The organism is Vibrio ichthyoenteri ATCC 700023 (assembly GCF_000222605.1).
GTDB classification, from domain to species: Bacteria; Pseudomonadota; Gammaproteobacteria; order Enterobacterales; family Vibrionaceae; genus Vibrio; species Vibrio ichthyoenteri.
On the sequence record NZ_AFWF01000030.1, the window covers coordinates 32,351 to 49,811 of the forward strand.

17 protein-coding genes and 1 pseudogene are annotated in these 17,461 nt (G+C 43.5%); 6 read left to right on the plus strand and 12 right to left on the minus strand.

Annotated elements, in window-relative coordinates; translation table 11 throughout:
* Positions 1-8: 8 nt before the first annotated feature.
* Together RH85_RS03340 and RH85_RS03345 are read right to left on the minus strand one after the other, a co-directional pair.
* Positions 9-242, minus strand: coding sequence for a DUF3389 domain-containing protein (locus tag RH85_RS03340; protein ID WP_006710785.1), 234 nt, complete (start codon positions 240-242; stop codon positions 9-11).
* Positions 242-688: a hotdog fold thioesterase gene (locus RH85_RS03345; protein WP_006710786.1), complete on the minus strand. Its 447-nt coding sequence runs from the start codon at positions 686-688 to the stop codon at positions 242-244. Before RH85_RS03345 ends, RH85_RS03340 begins: the two co-directional genes overlap by 1 nt.
* A gap of 81 nt (positions 689-769) precedes the next feature.
* On the opposite strand from RH85_RS03345, the pseudogene RH85_RS03350 reads away from it, so the two are divergent.
* Positions 770-1,554 (plus strand): annotated as a pseudogene (locus RH85_RS03350) (M48 family metallopeptidase).
* Positions 1,555-1,660: 106 nt separating this feature from the next.
* Here RH85_RS03350 and RH85_RS03355 read toward each other — a convergent pair.
* The gene (locus tag RH85_RS03355; RefSeq protein WP_039948480.1) at positions 1,661-2,743 is read right to left on the minus strand and encodes a site-2 protease family protein; all 1,083 of its coding nucleotides are present in this window, start codon (positions 2,741-2,743) and stop codon (positions 1,661-1,663) included.
* A gap of 264 nt (positions 2,744-3,007) precedes the next feature.
* Between RH85_RS03355 and RH85_RS03360 the strand changes: the two genes are divergently transcribed.
* Positions 3,008-3,565, plus strand: a complete 558-nt coding sequence (locus RH85_RS03360; RefSeq protein WP_006710789.1) for a PhnA domain-containing protein — start codon at positions 3,008-3,010, stop codon at positions 3,563-3,565.
* Between the two features lie 64 nt (positions 3,566-3,629).
* On the opposite strand, the gene RH85_RS03365 is transcribed toward RH85_RS03360, so the two are convergent.
* The 4 genes from RH85_RS03365 to RH85_RS03380 form a co-directional block, all read right to left on the minus strand.
* A complete protein-coding gene (locus tag RH85_RS03365; RefSeq protein ID WP_006710790.1) occupies positions 3,630-5,180 on the minus strand; it encodes a methyl-accepting chemotaxis protein in 1,551 nt (516 codons plus the stop codon).
* A gap of 207 nt (positions 5,181-5,387) precedes the next feature.
* Positions 5,388-5,579, minus strand: coding sequence for a hypothetical protein (locus RH85_RS03370; RefSeq protein WP_006710791.1), 192 nt, complete (start codon positions 5,577-5,579; stop codon positions 5,388-5,390).
* Between the two features lie 301 nt (positions 5,580-5,880).
* On the minus strand, positions 5,881-6,825 hold the full coding sequence (locus RH85_RS03375; protein ID WP_006710792.1) for a TerC/Alx family metal homeostasis membrane protein: 945 nt from the start codon (positions 6,823-6,825) through the stop codon (positions 5,881-5,883).
* A 453-nt stretch (positions 6,826-7,278) separates the two neighbouring features.
* Positions 7,279-9,009, minus strand: coding sequence for a bifunctional metallophosphatase/5'-nucleotidase (locus tag RH85_RS03380; protein WP_039948482.1), 1,731 nt, complete (start codon positions 9,007-9,009; stop codon positions 7,279-7,281).
* 155 nt (positions 9,010-9,164) lie between these two features.
* On the opposite strand from RH85_RS03380, the gene RH85_RS03385 reads away from it, so the two are divergent.
* Entirely contained in the window at positions 9,165-10,796 is a 1,632-nt protein-coding gene (locus RH85_RS03385) for an ATP-dependent endonuclease (protein WP_006710794.1), read from the plus strand.
* 227 nt (positions 10,797-11,023) lie between these two features.
* On the opposite strand, the gene RH85_RS03390 is transcribed toward RH85_RS03385, so the two are convergent.
* Both RH85_RS03390 and RH85_RS03395 read right to left on the minus strand, forming a co-directional pair.
* Positions 11,024-11,512: a DUF1097 domain-containing protein gene (locus tag RH85_RS03390; RefSeq protein ID WP_006710795.1), complete on the minus strand. Its 489-nt coding sequence runs from the start codon at positions 11,510-11,512 to the stop codon at positions 11,024-11,026.
* A gap of 231 nt (positions 11,513-11,743) precedes the next feature.
* The gene (locus tag RH85_RS03395) at positions 11,744-12,649 is read right to left on the minus strand and encodes a LysR substrate-binding domain-containing protein (protein WP_006710796.1); all 906 of its coding nucleotides are present in this window, start codon (positions 12,647-12,649) and stop codon (positions 11,744-11,746) included.
* A gap of 240 nt (positions 12,650-12,889) precedes the next feature.
* Here RH85_RS03395 and focA point away from each other — a divergent pair, with 240 nt between their 5' ends.
* On the plus strand, positions 12,890-14,335 hold the full coding sequence (gene focA / locus RH85_RS03400; RefSeq protein ID WP_006710797.1) for a formate transporter FocA: 1,446 nt from the start codon (positions 12,890-12,892) through the stop codon (positions 14,333-14,335).
* 75 nt (positions 14,336-14,410) lie between these two features.
* On the opposite strand, the gene RH85_RS03405 is transcribed toward focA, so the two are convergent.
* From RH85_RS03405 to RH85_RS03415, 3 genes are all read right to left on the minus strand, one after another.
* Positions 14,411-14,980, minus strand: a complete 570-nt coding sequence (locus RH85_RS03405; protein WP_006710798.1) for a YceI family protein — start codon at positions 14,978-14,980, stop codon at positions 14,411-14,413.
* Complete coding sequence (locus RH85_RS03410; protein WP_006710799.1) at positions 14,977-15,516, minus strand: cytochrome b; 540 nt, start codon at positions 15,514-15,516, stop codon at positions 14,977-14,979. Before RH85_RS03410 ends, RH85_RS03405 begins: the two co-directional genes overlap by 4 nt.
* Positions 15,517-15,647: 131 nt before the next feature.
* Positions 15,648-15,908, minus strand: coding sequence for a DUF2164 domain-containing protein (locus tag RH85_RS03415; RefSeq protein ID WP_006710800.1), 261 nt, complete (start codon positions 15,906-15,908; stop codon positions 15,648-15,650).
* Positions 15,909-16,013: 105 nt separating this feature from the next.
* Here RH85_RS03415 and RH85_RS03420 point away from each other — a divergent pair, with 105 nt between their 5' ends.
* Together RH85_RS03420 and RH85_RS03425 are read left to right on the plus strand one after the other, a co-directional pair.
* A complete protein-coding gene (locus tag RH85_RS03420) occupies positions 16,014-16,649 on the plus strand; it encodes a hypothetical protein (protein WP_006710801.1) in 636 nt (211 codons plus the stop codon).
* Positions 16,650-16,715: 66 nt separating this feature from the next.
* Positions 16,716-17,461 (plus strand): lipase family protein (locus RH85_RS03425; protein ID WP_006710802.1); only part of this gene is annotated, 746 nt, incomplete at its 3' end.

A 17,461-nucleotide genomic window follows, 5' to 3' on the forward strand; every position in this document is an offset into this window, starting at 1 on the left:
TCAAGCAGTTACTGGATAGCAACGCCTAATTGTGATGCAAGGTCAGTAAGTTGTTGTTCATCGTCTAATTTGATAGACCATTTAGCTTCACTGGAATGCACTGCAATGACGTTCGCTCCGCGGCCAATCAGCTGGATTGCATCACTCTGAGCTTGCAAGGTAATCATGTGCGGGCCATTTACCTTGACCACAATTTCGTGTGCCGTCGCAATGATTTTACCGTTAGAAAATTCAATGACCATTATTTGTTGTCTTCACGTTGAGTTTTACGATGGTGTTTCACCGCAATCGTTAGGCGACTGGTGCAAACCAAACGTTCGCGCTCATCAGTAATATTGATTTGCCATACTTGCGTAGAAACTCCCAAGTGGATTGGCGTGGCCGTACCGATCACCAAGCCGCTTCTCATCGCGCGTACATGGTTAGCGTTAATATCTAACCCGACACAATATGATTGCTCATCTACGCAGAAATTCGCAGCAACTGAACCAAGAGTTTCTGCCAGCACAACAGAAGCTCCGCCATGAAGCATGCCAAGTGGCTGATGAGTGAACGCACAAACGGGCATGGTGGCGCGAATATAATCGTCACCGACTTCTGTGTAGAGAATGCTGAGGTGTTCGATTAGTGTATTTTTTGAAGTTTGATTGAGACGATCAAGATTGATATCTCGTTTCCAAATGGTCATAGCAAATCCATCCTTAACGGTTACCTCTATTGTAACCGGATGTTATGATGAATATATAATTGTATTTACATGGAATGTCCTATGTCGTGGTTTAAGTTTTCAACCTTAGCTTTAGCCGCTGGTCTCACAGCTTGTAGCTCCTCGCCTACTGGGCGAAATCAATTAATTTGGCCTCTGATAGTGATATGAGCCATCTTGGCGCGCAATCCTTTGAGCAAATGAAGCAACAGCAAAAAGTCAGCAAGGATGCGAAAATTAATCGCTACGTTGAATGTGTTACTGACGCGGTTACAAAACAAGTACCGAAACAAGCTGGTTTTGATAAATGGGAGGTGGTGGTTTTCGATAGCGAGCAAGTGAACGCATTTGCTCTGCCAGGTGGCAAGATAGGTGTATACACTGGCCTACTGAATGTTGCTGAAAACCAGGATCAATTAGCAACGGTTATTGGTCACGAAATTGCCCACGTGCTCGCTGATCATAGCAATGAACGTTTATCGCAATCTCAATTAGCCAATACGGGACTCCAAATTACGGCCGTCGCTTTAGGTTCATCAGAATACGCGCAATACCGCGACGCTACGATGGCCGCTCTCGGGCTTGGCTTGCAATATGGAGTGATATTACCTTACGGTCGCACTCAAGAGTCAGAAGCTGACGTCGTAGGTCTGGCTCTAATCGCTAAAGCCGGCTTTGACCCAGCTCAAAGTATCGATTTGTGGCAAAATATGGCGAAAGCCTCAAACGGGCAACAACCGCCCGAACTATTATCAACCCACCCCTCTCATAGCACGCGTATTAACGATCTAAAACAAACGATGGCGCGTTTACCAGCTTCTTCGGTCCAAAAACCGAACTGTTCTTGAAGCAGGAATTGACTCGACTCTCTCTATTCAGTGGCAAGTCGCAGCTAATAAAAAGGGAGCCTTAAGCTCCCTTCTTGTTTATTGTTAACGCATAAATACGATTTTGTTAGGTGCCAAGCAACTGTAAAGGAAGCTGCAGTAGCGCATCACCACTTTGAGCAAAGTACCAAATAATCGCCACTAGACCTGCAACAAGCGCGACATACCATACACCAGCAACGATTTGACCATAACGGTCGAGCGGCAGTAGATGGCTATGGTGGCGGTAACGCCACTCCATAATAATCTCAAGCGTACCCATGATCAGCAAGAAACCGAGTAAGCTCAAACCCAGCGTATAGCTAAGGAACACCCCGCCAATAGCGGCCGCTGTACACAGCACCATTCCGGTTAGGCTATTCATTGACAAACTGATGCTTTTCAATATATGACCACCATCAAGCGGTAGAATGGGTAACAAATTAAAGAGGTTTAAGAAGGCGTTAAACGCGGCAAGACCGGCAAAAAACATTTCGCCCGTTACCCAGTAAAAAACCAGTAAAATCAAAGAGAGCACAAAACCAAACATTGGCCCCATTATCGAAATAACGACATCTTGCCAGCGTGTGTTGATTTTTTCATCCGTGAGCGCTAATCCGCCTAAAAATGGGACTAAGTAAATACCTTTGGTCTTCATGCCAAAATATTTCATCGCTTTCACATGACCGTATTCATGTACGACCAAGCAGGCGATCAACGCGATGGCAAATTGGAATGAAAATAACCATGAATACGCTGCCAAACTGGCAGAAGCTAATACCACTTTGATCAGTTTGGCGCTTTTTAGCATTTTCATGCCAAGCGAAAATAAGCCAATTAAACTAAATCGTTTCTCTGGCTTGGGCGCAACAACAGGACTTTGTTGTTCAATATCTTTACTGTTGCGCTCTCCTTGGCTGATGAGCTGCTGGTTCACTTTTACTTGGTAGTGGAAAGAGAATGGCTGCCAAACAACGTTTGCATCCAATTCACAATTCAGAACTTCGTCGCCATTTTGTAAAACGAAGCTATGCAATGTTTTCTCTTGGCGGTCAGCATCAGCCGTAAGTTGCGAGACAATTTGATTGTCCCAATACAATTCTTGCCAACCTGCCATGCTGCCCTCGAGTCTTAGAGGACGGCCAAGGAACTCAATTGAGAGTAATTCCAATTTTTAACCTATTAATTTGCTATATAAACCACGTCAATTATGCCGCGCGGCACTAACAAGGTAAAGCAAAGGTGTTATTTTGTTACGCGGTCACTCAGATTAAGTTATTGACGGGGTTTTGATTGTTACTGCATTAACAAGATATTTCAGCAAAATGTCATTTTACGCCAGTTAAACCTTTGCGTTACCGAATGCCCCTTCCAATTAGTCGGATAAAGTGGATAATAAGCCCCGTTATTAATCCCGACTATATGTGAGTCCATTATGTCTATTGAAGCTACAATGCTACAACGTTGCGAATCTAAGTGTGAACTATGTGGTGCAGATGCCCCATTGACTGCGTACGCGGTACCGCCGCACGGTCACGTAACGGTAGATTACGGCATCATGGTATGTGACAAATGTCTGGGTGAAATTGAAGATCCTAAAGACATTAACCACTGGCGTTGTCTAAGTGACAGCATGTGGAGCCAAGTGGTTCCTGTGCAAGTTACTGCATGGCGTCAACTAACTCGTCTTAACTCAGAAAGCTGGGCTCAAGATGCGCTAGACATGATGTACATGGAAGAAGAAACTAAGAACTGGGCTATGCAAGGTATGTCTGCTGACGACAAACCTTTCGATGTAAACGGCGCAGAGCTTAAAAAAGGTGACGACGTAACTGTTATCAAAGACCTTCCAATCAAAGGCAGCACTCAAGTAATCAAGCAAGGCACGGTTATCCGTGGTATCGCATTGACTGACGACCCTAAACTTATCTCTGGTAAAGTGAACGGCGGCCAATCTATGTATGTTATTGCTGAATACTGCCGTAAAAAATAATCGCTAAGATTAAAAAGAATAAAGCACCTTCACGGTGCTTTATTTTTATCCGCTGTCCCTCTCACTAAGCAATCTTTTTGATCACTTCGGCCAGCTCGCTGGTACTGTCTTGAACCTTACTGTTCATTTCATTGGTTAACGTCATCAACTCATACGAATCCGTGTATTTAAGATTGATAGATTGAATGTTTTCATTGATCTCATCAGACACATGCACTTGCTCTTCAATCGCGACCGCAATTTGTTGGTTACGGTCCACCACATCTTGTACTAACTCTTCAAGTAGTTGGATGCTCTGTTGTGCTTCCGCCAGTAACTCAACAGTGCTAGAAGACTTTTCATTGCCTTTATGCAGTGCGTTAACAGCAGTCTTACTGCCGCTTTGAATACTCTCCACCGCAGACTTAATTTCGGTCGTTGACTCTTGAGTACGCTGCGCCAAGGTGCGCACTTCATCGGCGACAACGGCAAAGCCACGGCCCTGCTCACCGGCGCGCGCAGCTTCTATTGCCGCATTTAATGCCAGTAGATTGGTTTGCTCGGCAATATCATTGATAACTTCTACAACAGAACCAATTTGTTCGGTTTGATGATTGAGATCGGTGACGGTTTCAGAGATTTGCTTAAGCTCACTCACCAATTCAAGAACAGAATGGTTGACGTTGTCGATAACACCACGGCTACTGGTCATGGTATTTTGTGCCGTTAATGTCGCATCGGCGGTAGCTTGCGCATTTTGTGAAATTTCAGCGGAAGCCGCTTGCATTTCATTAACCGAAGTCGCTACCACGTCGATCTCCACTTTCTGCTCGCTCAGGTTTTGCGTCACACGTTCACTATTACTCGCTGCCGAATCCGCATTAGTTTTGGTTTCCTCACAAGAATCCATGACCGATATTCCAACGCGTCCCAATAAAGCATCCGCATATTGCTTGCGCATCTTCATTCCAAGCGCGATTTCAGATAGATCATTCACGCGGCCAAAGTAGATGTATTCCATCATGGGGTTGTTAAAATCTTGCCTTGCCTCTTGCGCGAGTTTTTCCAAAGGACGGGTTAGCACGTAACTAGAAAGCGCCGTCAACACGGCAACAGCACCGAGTGCGACTATAGGGCTTTGGCCATAATTAATTAATACGTTTCCGACCGCGCAAGCCGCAGCAACACAGATTGTTGTGCGCATCCATAAACGTGTACGAGGTAATTGCAGTAACAATGAACTGCTCCCTCTACGTAATTTGGCATAGATTTTTTCAGCACGATCGACATAAATTCGCTCAGGTTTAAAACGGACAGATTGATACTCCACCGTTTGCCCATTGTATTTTATCGGGGACGCAAACGCATCGACCCAATAGTAACCGCCGCCTTTACGTTGATTTTTTACCATCCCCATCCAGTGTTTACCGGCCTGAAGATGGCTCCATAAATCCTTAAAAGCGGCCTTTGGCATGTCTCTATGGCGCACAATATTATGCGGTTTACCGACAAGTTCCCCGTCTTCAAAACCTGCAACTTCACTAAAATGGGCGCTTGCATATTTTATATAACTGGAAGGGTCTGTAATTGATATTAGGTTGTAGTTATTTGGATAGTCGTATTCCATTTCGCTCATAGTTTATCCTTACCTAGTCACTGACTTAAATTATATTTATGCAATTAAGCACTTATCGTCATACGTAAGAATAGAGCAATATTTCGTGCCGCAAGGGGTAATCCAGCTTAACTATCAGTGAAATTAAGCTAAGTATTTAACGAACAACATTTTATTTATGCAAAAAAAAACGCCAGTGTAAAACACTGGCGTCTTAAATTTGTCTTTTTATCGGTTTAAACCGATGTCTTTCTGCATATGGATCGATAAGTCGCTTGCATAGTATGTGCGAGCCTCTTCGCGATCAGTGAACAGAATATCTAACAGATGAACAAACAATCCTTTGATGGTAACCGAGTAGGTTTTTCTGTCCTTAGAAGGGGTGTTGATTATGGTTGTAGCGTCTAATACTTGTGCCATATGTGCCTCTTCTTGAAATCGCATAACTCAGCTTGAAGACATTTTAACGTTGATTTTATCGTAAGTTAAAATGACAATAATTCAAAAATGGCATTAGTTTATCTAATAAAACAACTCGATAACATGCTCAGTAGTCAAATATGCAACCCTAGACTTCAACGGCACCTAAAACTCGAATATTGGTGAATAATTATTCAAGCAATAAAAAACGCCCCACTTCCACGCAACAATTATTAAACATAATCCTTGAGTTTTAGTGAGGCGGAGATCGCATTTTAATTAGCTGAAATATCGGAAATAATTAAGCCTGCTGTGCCATGCTACGTTGCTTAAGAATTGAAGCAACTACGGCCACCGTCATTGTAATCAACAAGACAAGTAGAGAAACGGGTGTTGGAATTGCCCACTCGGTTCCGACAAGCAACATCTTAATACCGATGAATACCATGATGAAGGACAACGCTGGTTTTAGATAAATAAACTTATCCATCATGCCTTGTAGTACGAAGTACAAAGAACGTAAACCAAGCAGCGCAAATACGTTAGCAGCTAAAACGAGGAATGGTTCACGGGTCACCGCAAAGATCGCCGGAATAGAATCCAGTGCGAACATCACGTCCATGAACGCGATCACACCAATAACGATCATCATTGGTGTTACACAACGCTTGCCATTTTCAATCACTGTCAGCGCATTTCCACGGTAACCATCGGTCACAGTAGCAAATTTGCGAATGATTTTTTCAGGTAGTGGGTTCACTTCTTCCTCTTCACCTTTATCGCGCGCGAGTTGGATACCAGTCCAAATTAGGAATGCGGCAAAGATGTAAAGAATCCAGTGGTATTGAGCAAGCAACTGTGCACCAACTGCAATCATGATTGCACGAAGAACAAGCGCACCGATCACGCCCCATAGCAATGCTCGTGGGCGTAAATGCTCAGGCACTGAATACTGAGTGAAGATGATCGCAAAGACAAATAGGTTGTCGACACTTAATGATTTTTCAAGCAGGTAGCCCGTTAAAAATGAAACGGTGGCTTTTTCGGCTGTGTAGCTGCTTCCTGGCGCATAAAAATCCCAGAAGAAATAGATAGAGCCAGCGAAAAGAAAAGCAAGTACAAACCAGAAGACACTCCAGACAGCGGCTTTTTTGATAGTGATGTTACCACCACGTGTTTGCCAAATATCGAGAGCAACAAGAGCGAGCGTTACTAGACCAAGGCCTAGATAGGTAGATGGGGTCATTTTATCCTCCAAATAACGGAGGGATCGGTGCGTTCATGCTAACGATCCCTACCGCAAACAAACAGCCTCATACCTCGATTAGAAGGCATAAGGATTTGAATACGTTGGTCTCGTCGAAGCGCATAACGCTTATACTTACCGGAAAGGCATTGCCTAACGAGATGACGATAAGTAAACCAGAGGCGACTACTCCCCAAACGCCGCGGATTGTATGCCTCAAATGATATTTCGTCTACAAGAAAATCAAAAAGGAGCAAAATAATGCTCCTTTTTTTTACATTCCCCCACCGGGAATTAAGTAGACCATCGCGGCCCATACTGATATCCAACTGATGACGACAGCGATATCAAGCCAATCCTTACTCCACACAGCAACTCCCTATTCATTAATTACGATCAAATGAATCGGAGAATAAGTAGCAAAGCCCATGCCAAGTGTGCGAAATTTAATCACTAATTAGCATTAACAACTTGTGGGTCACTTAATACTTCTGGATTATCTTTTAGATACATAATGAAGCAATCAGCCATGGATAGGTTCGAGATCTTACCTTCCCCTCTCATATTGAGAATAGCTTCATAGCCTTCTTTGCCTTTCATTGAATAAGCAGAAGAAGAGCCAGTATATATTCGTTCAGCTTCGACAGGCTGCCACCCCACACTGGGCAACGCTATTTCCAATTGAGCAATGCGTTCACCTTTTGGCGCATTAGCATCATATTGATAACGCAAGTTAGCGGTGTACGGGTAAGACCCTGAGCCCGTTCCTTCTACGCCATTTTTCAAGGCATTGTTTATTGCACCTTCAAGCACTTGAGCAATATAGGCGCCTTTGATCTCGTAGGCGCCAATCGGAACTAAAAACGGCAATACCTTTCCGGCTATATCGGCAACTGATATGTCACCTACGGCAATTGAATTTCGCACACCACCTGCATTATGAATTGCAAAATCGGCATGAATGCCATTTTGCTTTAAAGCGTAGACAAAGGAATCCGCCACCATAGGTGCTATTTCACTGCCGCCTTGTTGGTCTGGAATTCTAATATGGCGCAATTTCCTGGTTGTGTGTGCAAGAATCGTCTTTTGTTGCTCGCGCACACGGGCTTGATAGCGTTTGACTAACAACTGCTGTATTGCGAGATCTTTTTTACATACCGCCACATTAGGATGAGCGTGAACAAACTCCCTTATTGGCAAGTAATTGTCATCCTGCCAAGATTGGCTCATCGTGGTATCGACAAATAATCGTCGTCCCAGTAGCAGTTCGTTCTTGCCATTAAATGCAGTGACTTGCCCACTTGCATCAAAATCAATATCACAGTGGCCTAGAGACAAGGCATGAAAACCGGCTTGAACGACATAAGTTTGCTTAACTTTTACGCCGTAATCATCGCTCTTTGTCAAACCAATTTGACTAAAATCACCTTGTAGAACGTGACTATGCCCGCCAACAATCAATGAAATTCCATCCACATGATTAGCGAAATCGAGATCAACCTCATAACCCATATGGCTAAGCAATATAATCTTATTGATGCCCGCTTTGTGTATCTCAGCGACGGTATTTTTCGCGGTGGTGATGCTGCTGACAAATGGCGTGTCGATATCTGGATTTGAGATTTCCGACATTTTGTCCAGCGCCAAAGAGAAGATGGCTACCGATTCATCACCGACGTGTTTGATCACCCATTGGGCTGATTGGCTTTGTGGTTTGTACGAATACACAGCCGGATTACAACGCAGTGTTTTCGGCTTGTCTTGACGTTCATTGGAAAGATCCCAATTACCGGCAAGTAAAGGAAAATCAATTCGTTCAGCAAATTCGGCAACCGGAAGGTTACCCATATCAAGCTCGTGGTTGCCGATTGCCATTCCATCAAGGCCGAGTTGATTGAGCATCACCGCATTTGCTTCTCCTTTAAACAAAGAAAAATACAAAGTGCCTTGGAAACAATCTCCGGCATGAAGGAACAGAAAAGCGCGTTGAGCTTGGTCTGCTTGTTGTTTAAGTTGTTCTGCTCGTGTTTTGATACGAGCAATTCCACCAGCGCTGACAAAAGGCGCATACGATTGCTGACCAATAGTAAGCTCAAGCTGCAAGGACGTTGGTTCAAAATAGGAATGTGTGTCATTTATATGAGCGACTCTGATTCTGATCGCTCTATTCTTTTTCTTCATCATAATTCTTCTCACTTTTCACCGTCATGCTAACTCATTCTGAATGACAGATTTATTACTTTTTGCGAATAATTCGCTTATGTGAGCTAACCTCCTGCTTATACAGTATTTTTCTTTTATGCTTTACTTAAGGTAATTGATAATGGTGAGGTGGCAGTATGCAATTAGAACGCATTGAAATTGCGGGCTTTCGTGGAATTAAGCGACTATCCCTTTCGTTCGAACAATTAACGACTTTGATTGGTGAAAATACTTGGGGTAAATCTTCATTACTCGATGCTCTGTCGGTTGCGCTGCCACCTGACGGCGTCCCTTACCAATTTGAGATGTCTGATTTTCATGTTGATTATTCAGTTTCTCACCCCCAGACGCAAGACTTGCAGATCGTGCTGAGTCTAGTCTCAAACGATAAAAGTGAATTACGTTCTGGTCGCTATCGAAAAATCAAACCGATCTGGACCACTGATGATGAAAACGTACATCGTATTTACTATCGTCTCAGTGCCAGTCGCAATCAGTATGACATCGAAACCCAATACGACTTCCTTGATCACGAAGGAAACCCACTGGCTTTGCATCATGCCGTCAAGCTAGCACAAGAGTTGATGTCACTTCATCCCGTGATCCGGTTAAAGGACTCACGCCGATTTAATCGCCCTATTCAAGCCAATGGCGATCTCAATGAGCGTATCGAAAAACGCATTGATAATACCTGCCGACGATTGATGGCGATTCCAGGCCATGTCAATAAAGGTGAAATGCGCAGCAGTCTGAACTCTATGAGCATGCTGGTAGAACATTACTTTTCTTTTAAGTCCAATGCACGTAATAGCCTGCGCAAGCAAAGAGACGGCATCTTCTTTACCGGCCAGCCAAATTCTTTATCGATTTCTGAAGTGGTCGAACAAACCAATAACAAGCAAACCCGTTTGTTGTTTATGGGGTTATTGAACGCTTATCTACAAGCTAAAGGACCCAATAAACTACGACGCTGTGCTCGTCCGCTTTTGATCATTGAAGATCCTGAAGGCCGTTTGCACCCTACCCATCTCGCTCGTGCGTGGAGTTTGTTGCAATTGCTACCGATGCAGAAAATCCTTACCACAAATAGTGGTGATTTATTGGCTCGTGTACCCATTCACAGTATTCGACGCTTGGTGCGCCAATCCGATAAAACGGTTTGTACTAGCCTCGGACTACAAAGTTTATCACGAGACGAGTTACGTAAAGTGGGCTTTCATATTCGTTTCCACCGCTCCGGCGCCCTCTTTGCTCGTTGTTGGCTGCTGGTTGAAGGGGAAACCGAAGTATGGCTATTTAACGAATTTGCGAACCAATGTGGTTACAATTTGGCGGCAGAAGGGGTTCAGATCATTGAATTTGCCCAGTCAGGACTGAAATCTCTAATTAAAGTCGCGAAAGCTTTCGGTATTGATTGGCATGTGGTTACTGATGGTGATGCTGCAGGCAAAAAATACGCTCACACCGTTAGAACGCGGCTTGAGAATGATCAAGAACGTCACCGATTAACGGAGTTGCCTGATCTCGATATCGAACACTATTTGTATAACCATGGTTTCGAGCCATTTTTTCGTGAGATGGTAAAGATCCCTCAAGATCATCCTATTCCTGCCAAAAAAGTGGTTCACCGTGTACTGAAGAAATTCGCTAAGCCTGATTTAGCGCTCGCGATTGTCTCTCATGGGGAAGAGAAAGGGATTGAAGGCATACCTCTTTTGATTCGTTGGACGCTAAAACGCGTTGTCACAATGGCCAATGGTAATACCTGACGCGCTGCGACAAGGCTTTTTGGCCAATCGACTTGATGGTTTGTTACAGATGATTTGCTATATCGCTGACTGAATTTTACGCCTTAACCCATGTAAGGTTATCGCACTAAAGTAAAGTTCAGTAGCGATTCAATTTTCCTGATAGTGACTCCCCTCGTTTTGGGATACACAAATACGCGCTGAAATCTTATCACTATGGTTGGCTCGCCCATTCAACGACAACGGCCCTAGTTTGCTTGGCTCTCGATAGCAGCGTTTTTCTTGCTCAATTGAGATCGAGCTTGTAGCCATAAGCCAGTCCATTTCATGGTGTAACCAAATAGTCCGCCTAATAACAGCGATGGAACCACAACTTGCCAGTCGCCATTCGCGGCAAAAGTTGCGCAGGAGCCAATAAAAGTCCCAGGAATATAGGCTAGCCATGAATGTTTTGCTTGCAGGCACATAAACAAAGTAATCAAACCCGTCAGAATGTAGCCGCCAATTTCTAACGTTACATATTGCGCACCAGCGATGATAACCATCGCCCAAAACACTCCGGTTAAATTTGTGATAAGGCTTATCAATAATCCTTTAGTGCCTTCTTGAGGCGCAGCAAAGAAACTCGTGCAGCCTAAGAACCCAGCCCAAGCAAGTAGACCGAAACTCACCGCAACCCAGCCCCAAATCCCCGAAAGAATCGCGGTTGTAATAGAAATGGCAACCAAAGTACTCATAATAAAACTCATATAGTTTGTCACAGCAGCCCATACTAACCGCTAACTCGCCCCCTTTGAACGATCAATCTCACATATGTATGCAACATAAGATTTATAATTACACTAAAAGGTGACGCAATCGATATTTCAACAAGATCCGTTAATAAAAAAGCCCAAGCGATGAATAACGCTTGGGCTTTATAGCAATGCTTTATCGTTGCGAACAGCAACGTCAGTCTCGTGTCAGAATTAGAAAACCGATGGTTTACCTTTCATCATTCTCGATCCTTCTCGCTTAAGACATTCAACCAGAGGGTTTTCCACCATGTCTGCACGCCAAACAAATGACAATGTTCTTTCCATACTCAGTTCAGGAACGTTCAAGGCAACCAACTGACCGGCTTCGATATGATGCTCAACATCCAAATACGGTAAACAAGTCAAATACAATCCGTTGGCAACCATACTTCGTAATACTGGCACGTGTTCGTATTCACGCCATACATCAAGATCTTCAATCAAATGATGAATTGAGCTATCAAAAATCATTCGAGTACCCGAACCATGTTCGCGTAACACCCATTTTGCTTGTTCCAATTGTGCCAAACTGACACGCTCGGATTTAGCAAATGGATGATGAGCAGCCGCTACAACTGTTAAATGATCTCGACACCATACTTCTTGGTGCAAACGGTTGTCGTCACAGCGGCCTTCAATGATGCCAATATCGTATTTGTAATCCAGTAGACCTTCTAAAATACTGTCCGTACTGCGAACTTTCAAAGACATTCGCATTTCAGGAAAGTCGTTATCAATATTGCTGATAAGGTCTGGAACGAGATGTTCTGCTGGCGTTTGACTGGCACCAATGCGCAATTCGCCACTCAATAAATGTTGTTCAATGAACCCCATCTCAATCTGTTGAGCATCCTGCAACAAACGCTTCGCTTTGGGTCTTAACCATGTCCCCCAATGGGTCAGTGCCATTTGCTTTCCTTGCCTTTCAAACAAGGGTCTTCCTAACATTTTCTCAAGCTGGGCAAGCGACATACTCGTGGCTGACTGGGTCAGTGCAAGCTTATCTGCTGCCATACTCACACTACCGGTATCGGCGACTGCATCGAATACCGCGAGTTGCTTTAGTGAATAACGCATAACTCTCCTTTTCGTTATTACGTTAAGTGTTCGATTTTTCCTTTTTCTTATGTGCACAAGTAGGCACATAAGCTCATTTTAACGCCTTCTAAAAACATATCAAATTATTTGATGAAGTTACTCAACATTATCAATTTTACCTGTGTATCCAAACGGCCTAATCTAAATTGGCAACGAGGCGAAAGCCCCTTGTTTTCTACATAAGGAGGTTATTTATGAAACATATGATTAGGAGCGGTTATGTCATCTAGTCAAGCCAACAATCAATACTTCTCTCCCATGGAGATGATGGCTGAGGCTGAAAAATTTGCGTTAAGTAAAGCAAAGAAAAGTAGCGGTATGACTTTAAGCCTAGCTGTAATGGCTGGTGCATTTATCGGTTTAGCGTTTCTCTTTTATATCACTGTTACAACCGGTAGCGCCGATGCTGGATGGGGCTTAAGTCGATTCGCTGGTGGCCTTGCCTTCAGTATGGGGTTGATTCTAATCGTTATCTGCGGTGGTGAATTGTTTACCAGTTCTGTGCTTTCAAGCATTTCATGGGCAAACAAGCAAATCACCTTTGGAAAAATGATTTCGACTTGGGGAAAAGTTTACTTTGGCAATTTTATTGGCGCAATGTTGCTGCTCGCCATCGTATCTGCGGCAGGCTTATACCAAATGGACAGTGGTCAATGGGGTTTGAATGCGCTCAATATTGCGCAACACAAACTGCACCACACTATGGTTCAAGCTTTTGCGCTCGGCATTCTTTGTAACCTACTTGTTTGTTTGGCTATTTGGTTAACGTTCAGCAGTGCAAACGCAATGACCAAAGCAGCAATGACCATTATGCCCGTTGCTATGTTTGTCTCTAGTGGCTTTGAACACTGCGTAGCAAACATGTTTATGGTGCCTCTTGGCATCGTGATTCAAAACTTTGCGCCAGAAAGCTTCTGGCAAATGACAGGAACAACTGCAGCTCAGTACGCCGACTTAAATGTCATGCAGTTTGTTACTGCCAATTTAATCCCTGTAACCCTTGGCAACATTGTTGGTGGTGCCGTACTTGTAGGACTGGCGAACTGGTGTATCTACCGTCGTCCGCAACTAAAAGCAGCCAACATCGCAACTATTACCACCACCACAAATATTACGTCAGTTAAGGAAAGCACTATGAAAAACAACATCATCATCAAAGATATCATGAACACGCAACCAATCACTCTTAGCGCAGAAATGACCACGCCAATGGCGATTGATCACCTGCTTGCACACAATGAAGTGAGTGCTCCAGTTACCGATATTGAAGGTCGTTTAGTTGGCTTCTTCTCTGCTCACGATGTGATGGTTGAATTATGGTGCCAAAACTACATCCCAACTCAAGGTCAAAAAGTGGTGGACTTGATGGCTCGTGATGTTATTGCAATCGATGTAAATGATAAACTCGTTGATGTTGCGGAATTCCTTTGCATTGATAAAGAACAGCTTTACCCAACAACCAGCATGGGCATTGCAACTCGCTTTAGCACTCTATCTCTAGAAGAACGAGCTAAGAGCATCAAAGTGAGCAAACCACATGTACTTCCTGTCCTTGAAAATGGCCATATGGTTGGTGTTGTTAGCCGTATAGAAGTACTTAACGCAATGCGTGACGTCTTTGGTAAACCAACAGAAGTAATTGAAGAACACAAACAAACGGCTTAATAACAACGCCTCGTTGTCACATTAAATCGAAAAGCGCCTCTTTTGAGAGGCGCTTTTTTGTTACTTTAAAACGGATTACTGCTTGATACCTTCGACATGCAGTTCCATATCAACATAACTGGATGCCCCCATCACTGGGATATTAAAGTCGGCTAACTCAAGACGAGTGGTACCGTAAAAACCAGCACGCTCACCACCCCACGGGTCTTGGCCCTGACCAATAAAGTTCGCTTGAATGACGATAGGTTTGGTCACGCCATGAAGATTCAAATCTCCCAACAGTTCAAATGTACCATCACCCTTATCGACAACTTTCGTGCTGTTAAACGTTGCGGTTGAATATTCGCTAACATTGATAAAATCAGCACTGCGAATGTGTTTATCACGCTCGGCATGATTTGAATCTAAGCTGCGTGTATCAATATTCACCGTGATTGTTGAGGCAGCAATATCTTGTGGGTCGTAAGAAAAATCACCATCAAAGGTGTTAAAACGTCCTTGAATAAAGCTATATCCCAAGTGGCTAACTTTGAAGTTAATCGACGCATGAGCGCCCTTGGTGTCAATAACGTAATCCGCTGCGCTTGCGCTCATTGGCATAACCATTGCCATCGCCAGTCCCGTAGCAAGTAATGTTTTTTTCATTTTGAAGCTCCTATCATTTTGCGTAGCGTATTGTCTTTGTCGATAAAATGGTGTTTTAGTGCTGCGAGCGCATGTAAGCTCGCCATAATGATCAATGTCCATGCGGCATAGAAGTGGATCTCTCCAGCAATATCAGCTTGGCCAGGAAATAATGCCCCTGCACCCGGAATCGAAAACCAATTGAACACTTCGATTGCTCGACCATCAGCGGTAGAAATAAGATAGCCTGATGTAAAAAGCGCTAGCAGGATGATGTACATCAAACCATGAGCAAACTTAGCCGCTCTTTTTTCAAAGGCATTACCTTCCACTTTCGGTGACGTGGTAACTATTTTCCAAATCAATCGAGCCAGCGTTAATGTGGCTAATAGAATACCAATGGATTTATGCCAATGCGGTGCAGTGCGGTACCACTCACTATAGTAAGAAAGATCAACCATCCATAACCCCGCCGCGAATAGACCTATAATGACAATGGCTGATATCCAGTGAATGGCTCTCGCGATTGAATTGTAATTTGTTACTTCTGTACTCATCGTGATTCCTTGTTTCCCTTCACTCATACATCATGTTGTTGATTTGATTATTCACTAACCCTCATTGACAGAACATCAACGCAAATTGATTAAGTCATTCAAATTTTTTGAATAGGAGTTGAAAAGCATCGCTACATGAACGAGTTAAGTTCATCGATTTGTTCAATTTCATATATCTCATCTGCTATGTCGCTCATTTTGTTTTGCATAACATTCTGCGCATCTAAAAGCCCTTTATTGTAAAAGGCAGGGCCAAATTTTTGCGTAATGAAATCGCCGAAGAATTCAGCATCGAATTGACCGATCTCAATATCTAGTTCATCGGCCAGATAGTCTTGTATCAAGCTCGCCATCTTCTGTTTTTGTTGTGATGTAAATTCAATCTTAGACATAAACCCTTCTTATATAATCTCTTTACTGGCATTTAGTGTAACGAAAAGTCTCAGCTGCATGTTAACCTAACAAACCAAATTTGAGGTTTGTTAGGGAGAATAACTTTGTTACTGGATGTGCTCATTCAAAGCGTTAATGAGTTTCAAGCGGATTGTATGACGCTATGTGAACAGCATTATCCCACCATTCATAACCGTGGTATGACCGAACACCATCTTGGGCTGGCCTTTTCTCGTCGCTTAGCAAGAACGTTGACCGAGTTTGGTCATCATTGTCATTACGCCGCACTTGAATCTTATCCATCGGTTGAGCAACCGAGTCATTTTCGCGTGTCATCTGATGTGGGTACAGTATGGATATTGACTTCGCACTTGGTGAGTGCAGGTAGCTCATGTCGCCGCAAATTATTTAAGACCATTCATCAATGGCAAAATGAGTATGATTACGCGATCCAACCTAATGACTTAGTGTTATTACTCTCCGATCATTGGATCACTCGAAGTAAGCAGAGCCGGGAATTAATTCATTGGTGGACGGGGCATATACCCGATGATATTGAAGACTATAAATCTCAAGGCGTCAGTCTCTATACTAGCGACTCGCAACTCTCCCTCACTCTTGATGAGTGCTTTAGTCTTAGTCCCTACTATGTCAAGTTTACTCACCCATTAAAACGAGCAACTGATCAGCAATTAGTGCGCAAATACGTACAACTTTATTCAGTGGTACAACTGAGCTGAATTGTCATCCTTTTTTCATGCAGATTTACCATACTGTGTGTACAAAAGGTCAATTAGTAGCTTAGATTGAAAAAACTTAAACGATATCAATATGAGCGTTACGCTGTACTTTGCAATCTTGCGTACAGTCGCGTTTTGAAGCAAACCCGTTATGGTTTTGCTCCAAAAGGACAGCGTGTCATCGCCAATCGCTTTGGAAAACCGATGCTAAGGGTTCTTTGGAGCAACAGTAGTGATGAAGTTATCGTCGTCATCAAAGGCTCACACAATGTATGGGATTGGCTGCTTAATCTTGCTCTCTGGCAAAAACGTTGCGATAAACTCAAACTCCCCTACGCGGTTCACGCCGGTTATCTCGCTTTAGTTCATCAACCAAGTGCCGTATTTCACAAACATGACGACGACTTGCTGACGGTATATCAGCGCTTGTTCGCGATTATTGAGCCGCTGGTCCATCAAGGTAAACGCATTACTTTTACCGGGCACTCCTCTGGTGGTGCGATTGGCTGCCTCTTTGCTGACATTTTAGAGCGACGTTATGCTAAATCGGTTAAACGCGTCGTCACCTTCGGCCAGCCTTCATTAGGTGGCCCTCAGTTTGTTAAACATTACCTTCTTAGCCACAAGACTTATCGCGTATGTTGTGATTTGGATATTGTGACCTTTCTTCCACCCGTACCTTATTTCTATCAACATATTGGTAAACAACTTTGGCTCTACAATGGTCGAATCTACGAAAACACGCCGACATTCATTCGTCTTGGTCGTTCTCTCGCTTCATGGATATTAAGGCCTTTTTCTTATCATTTATA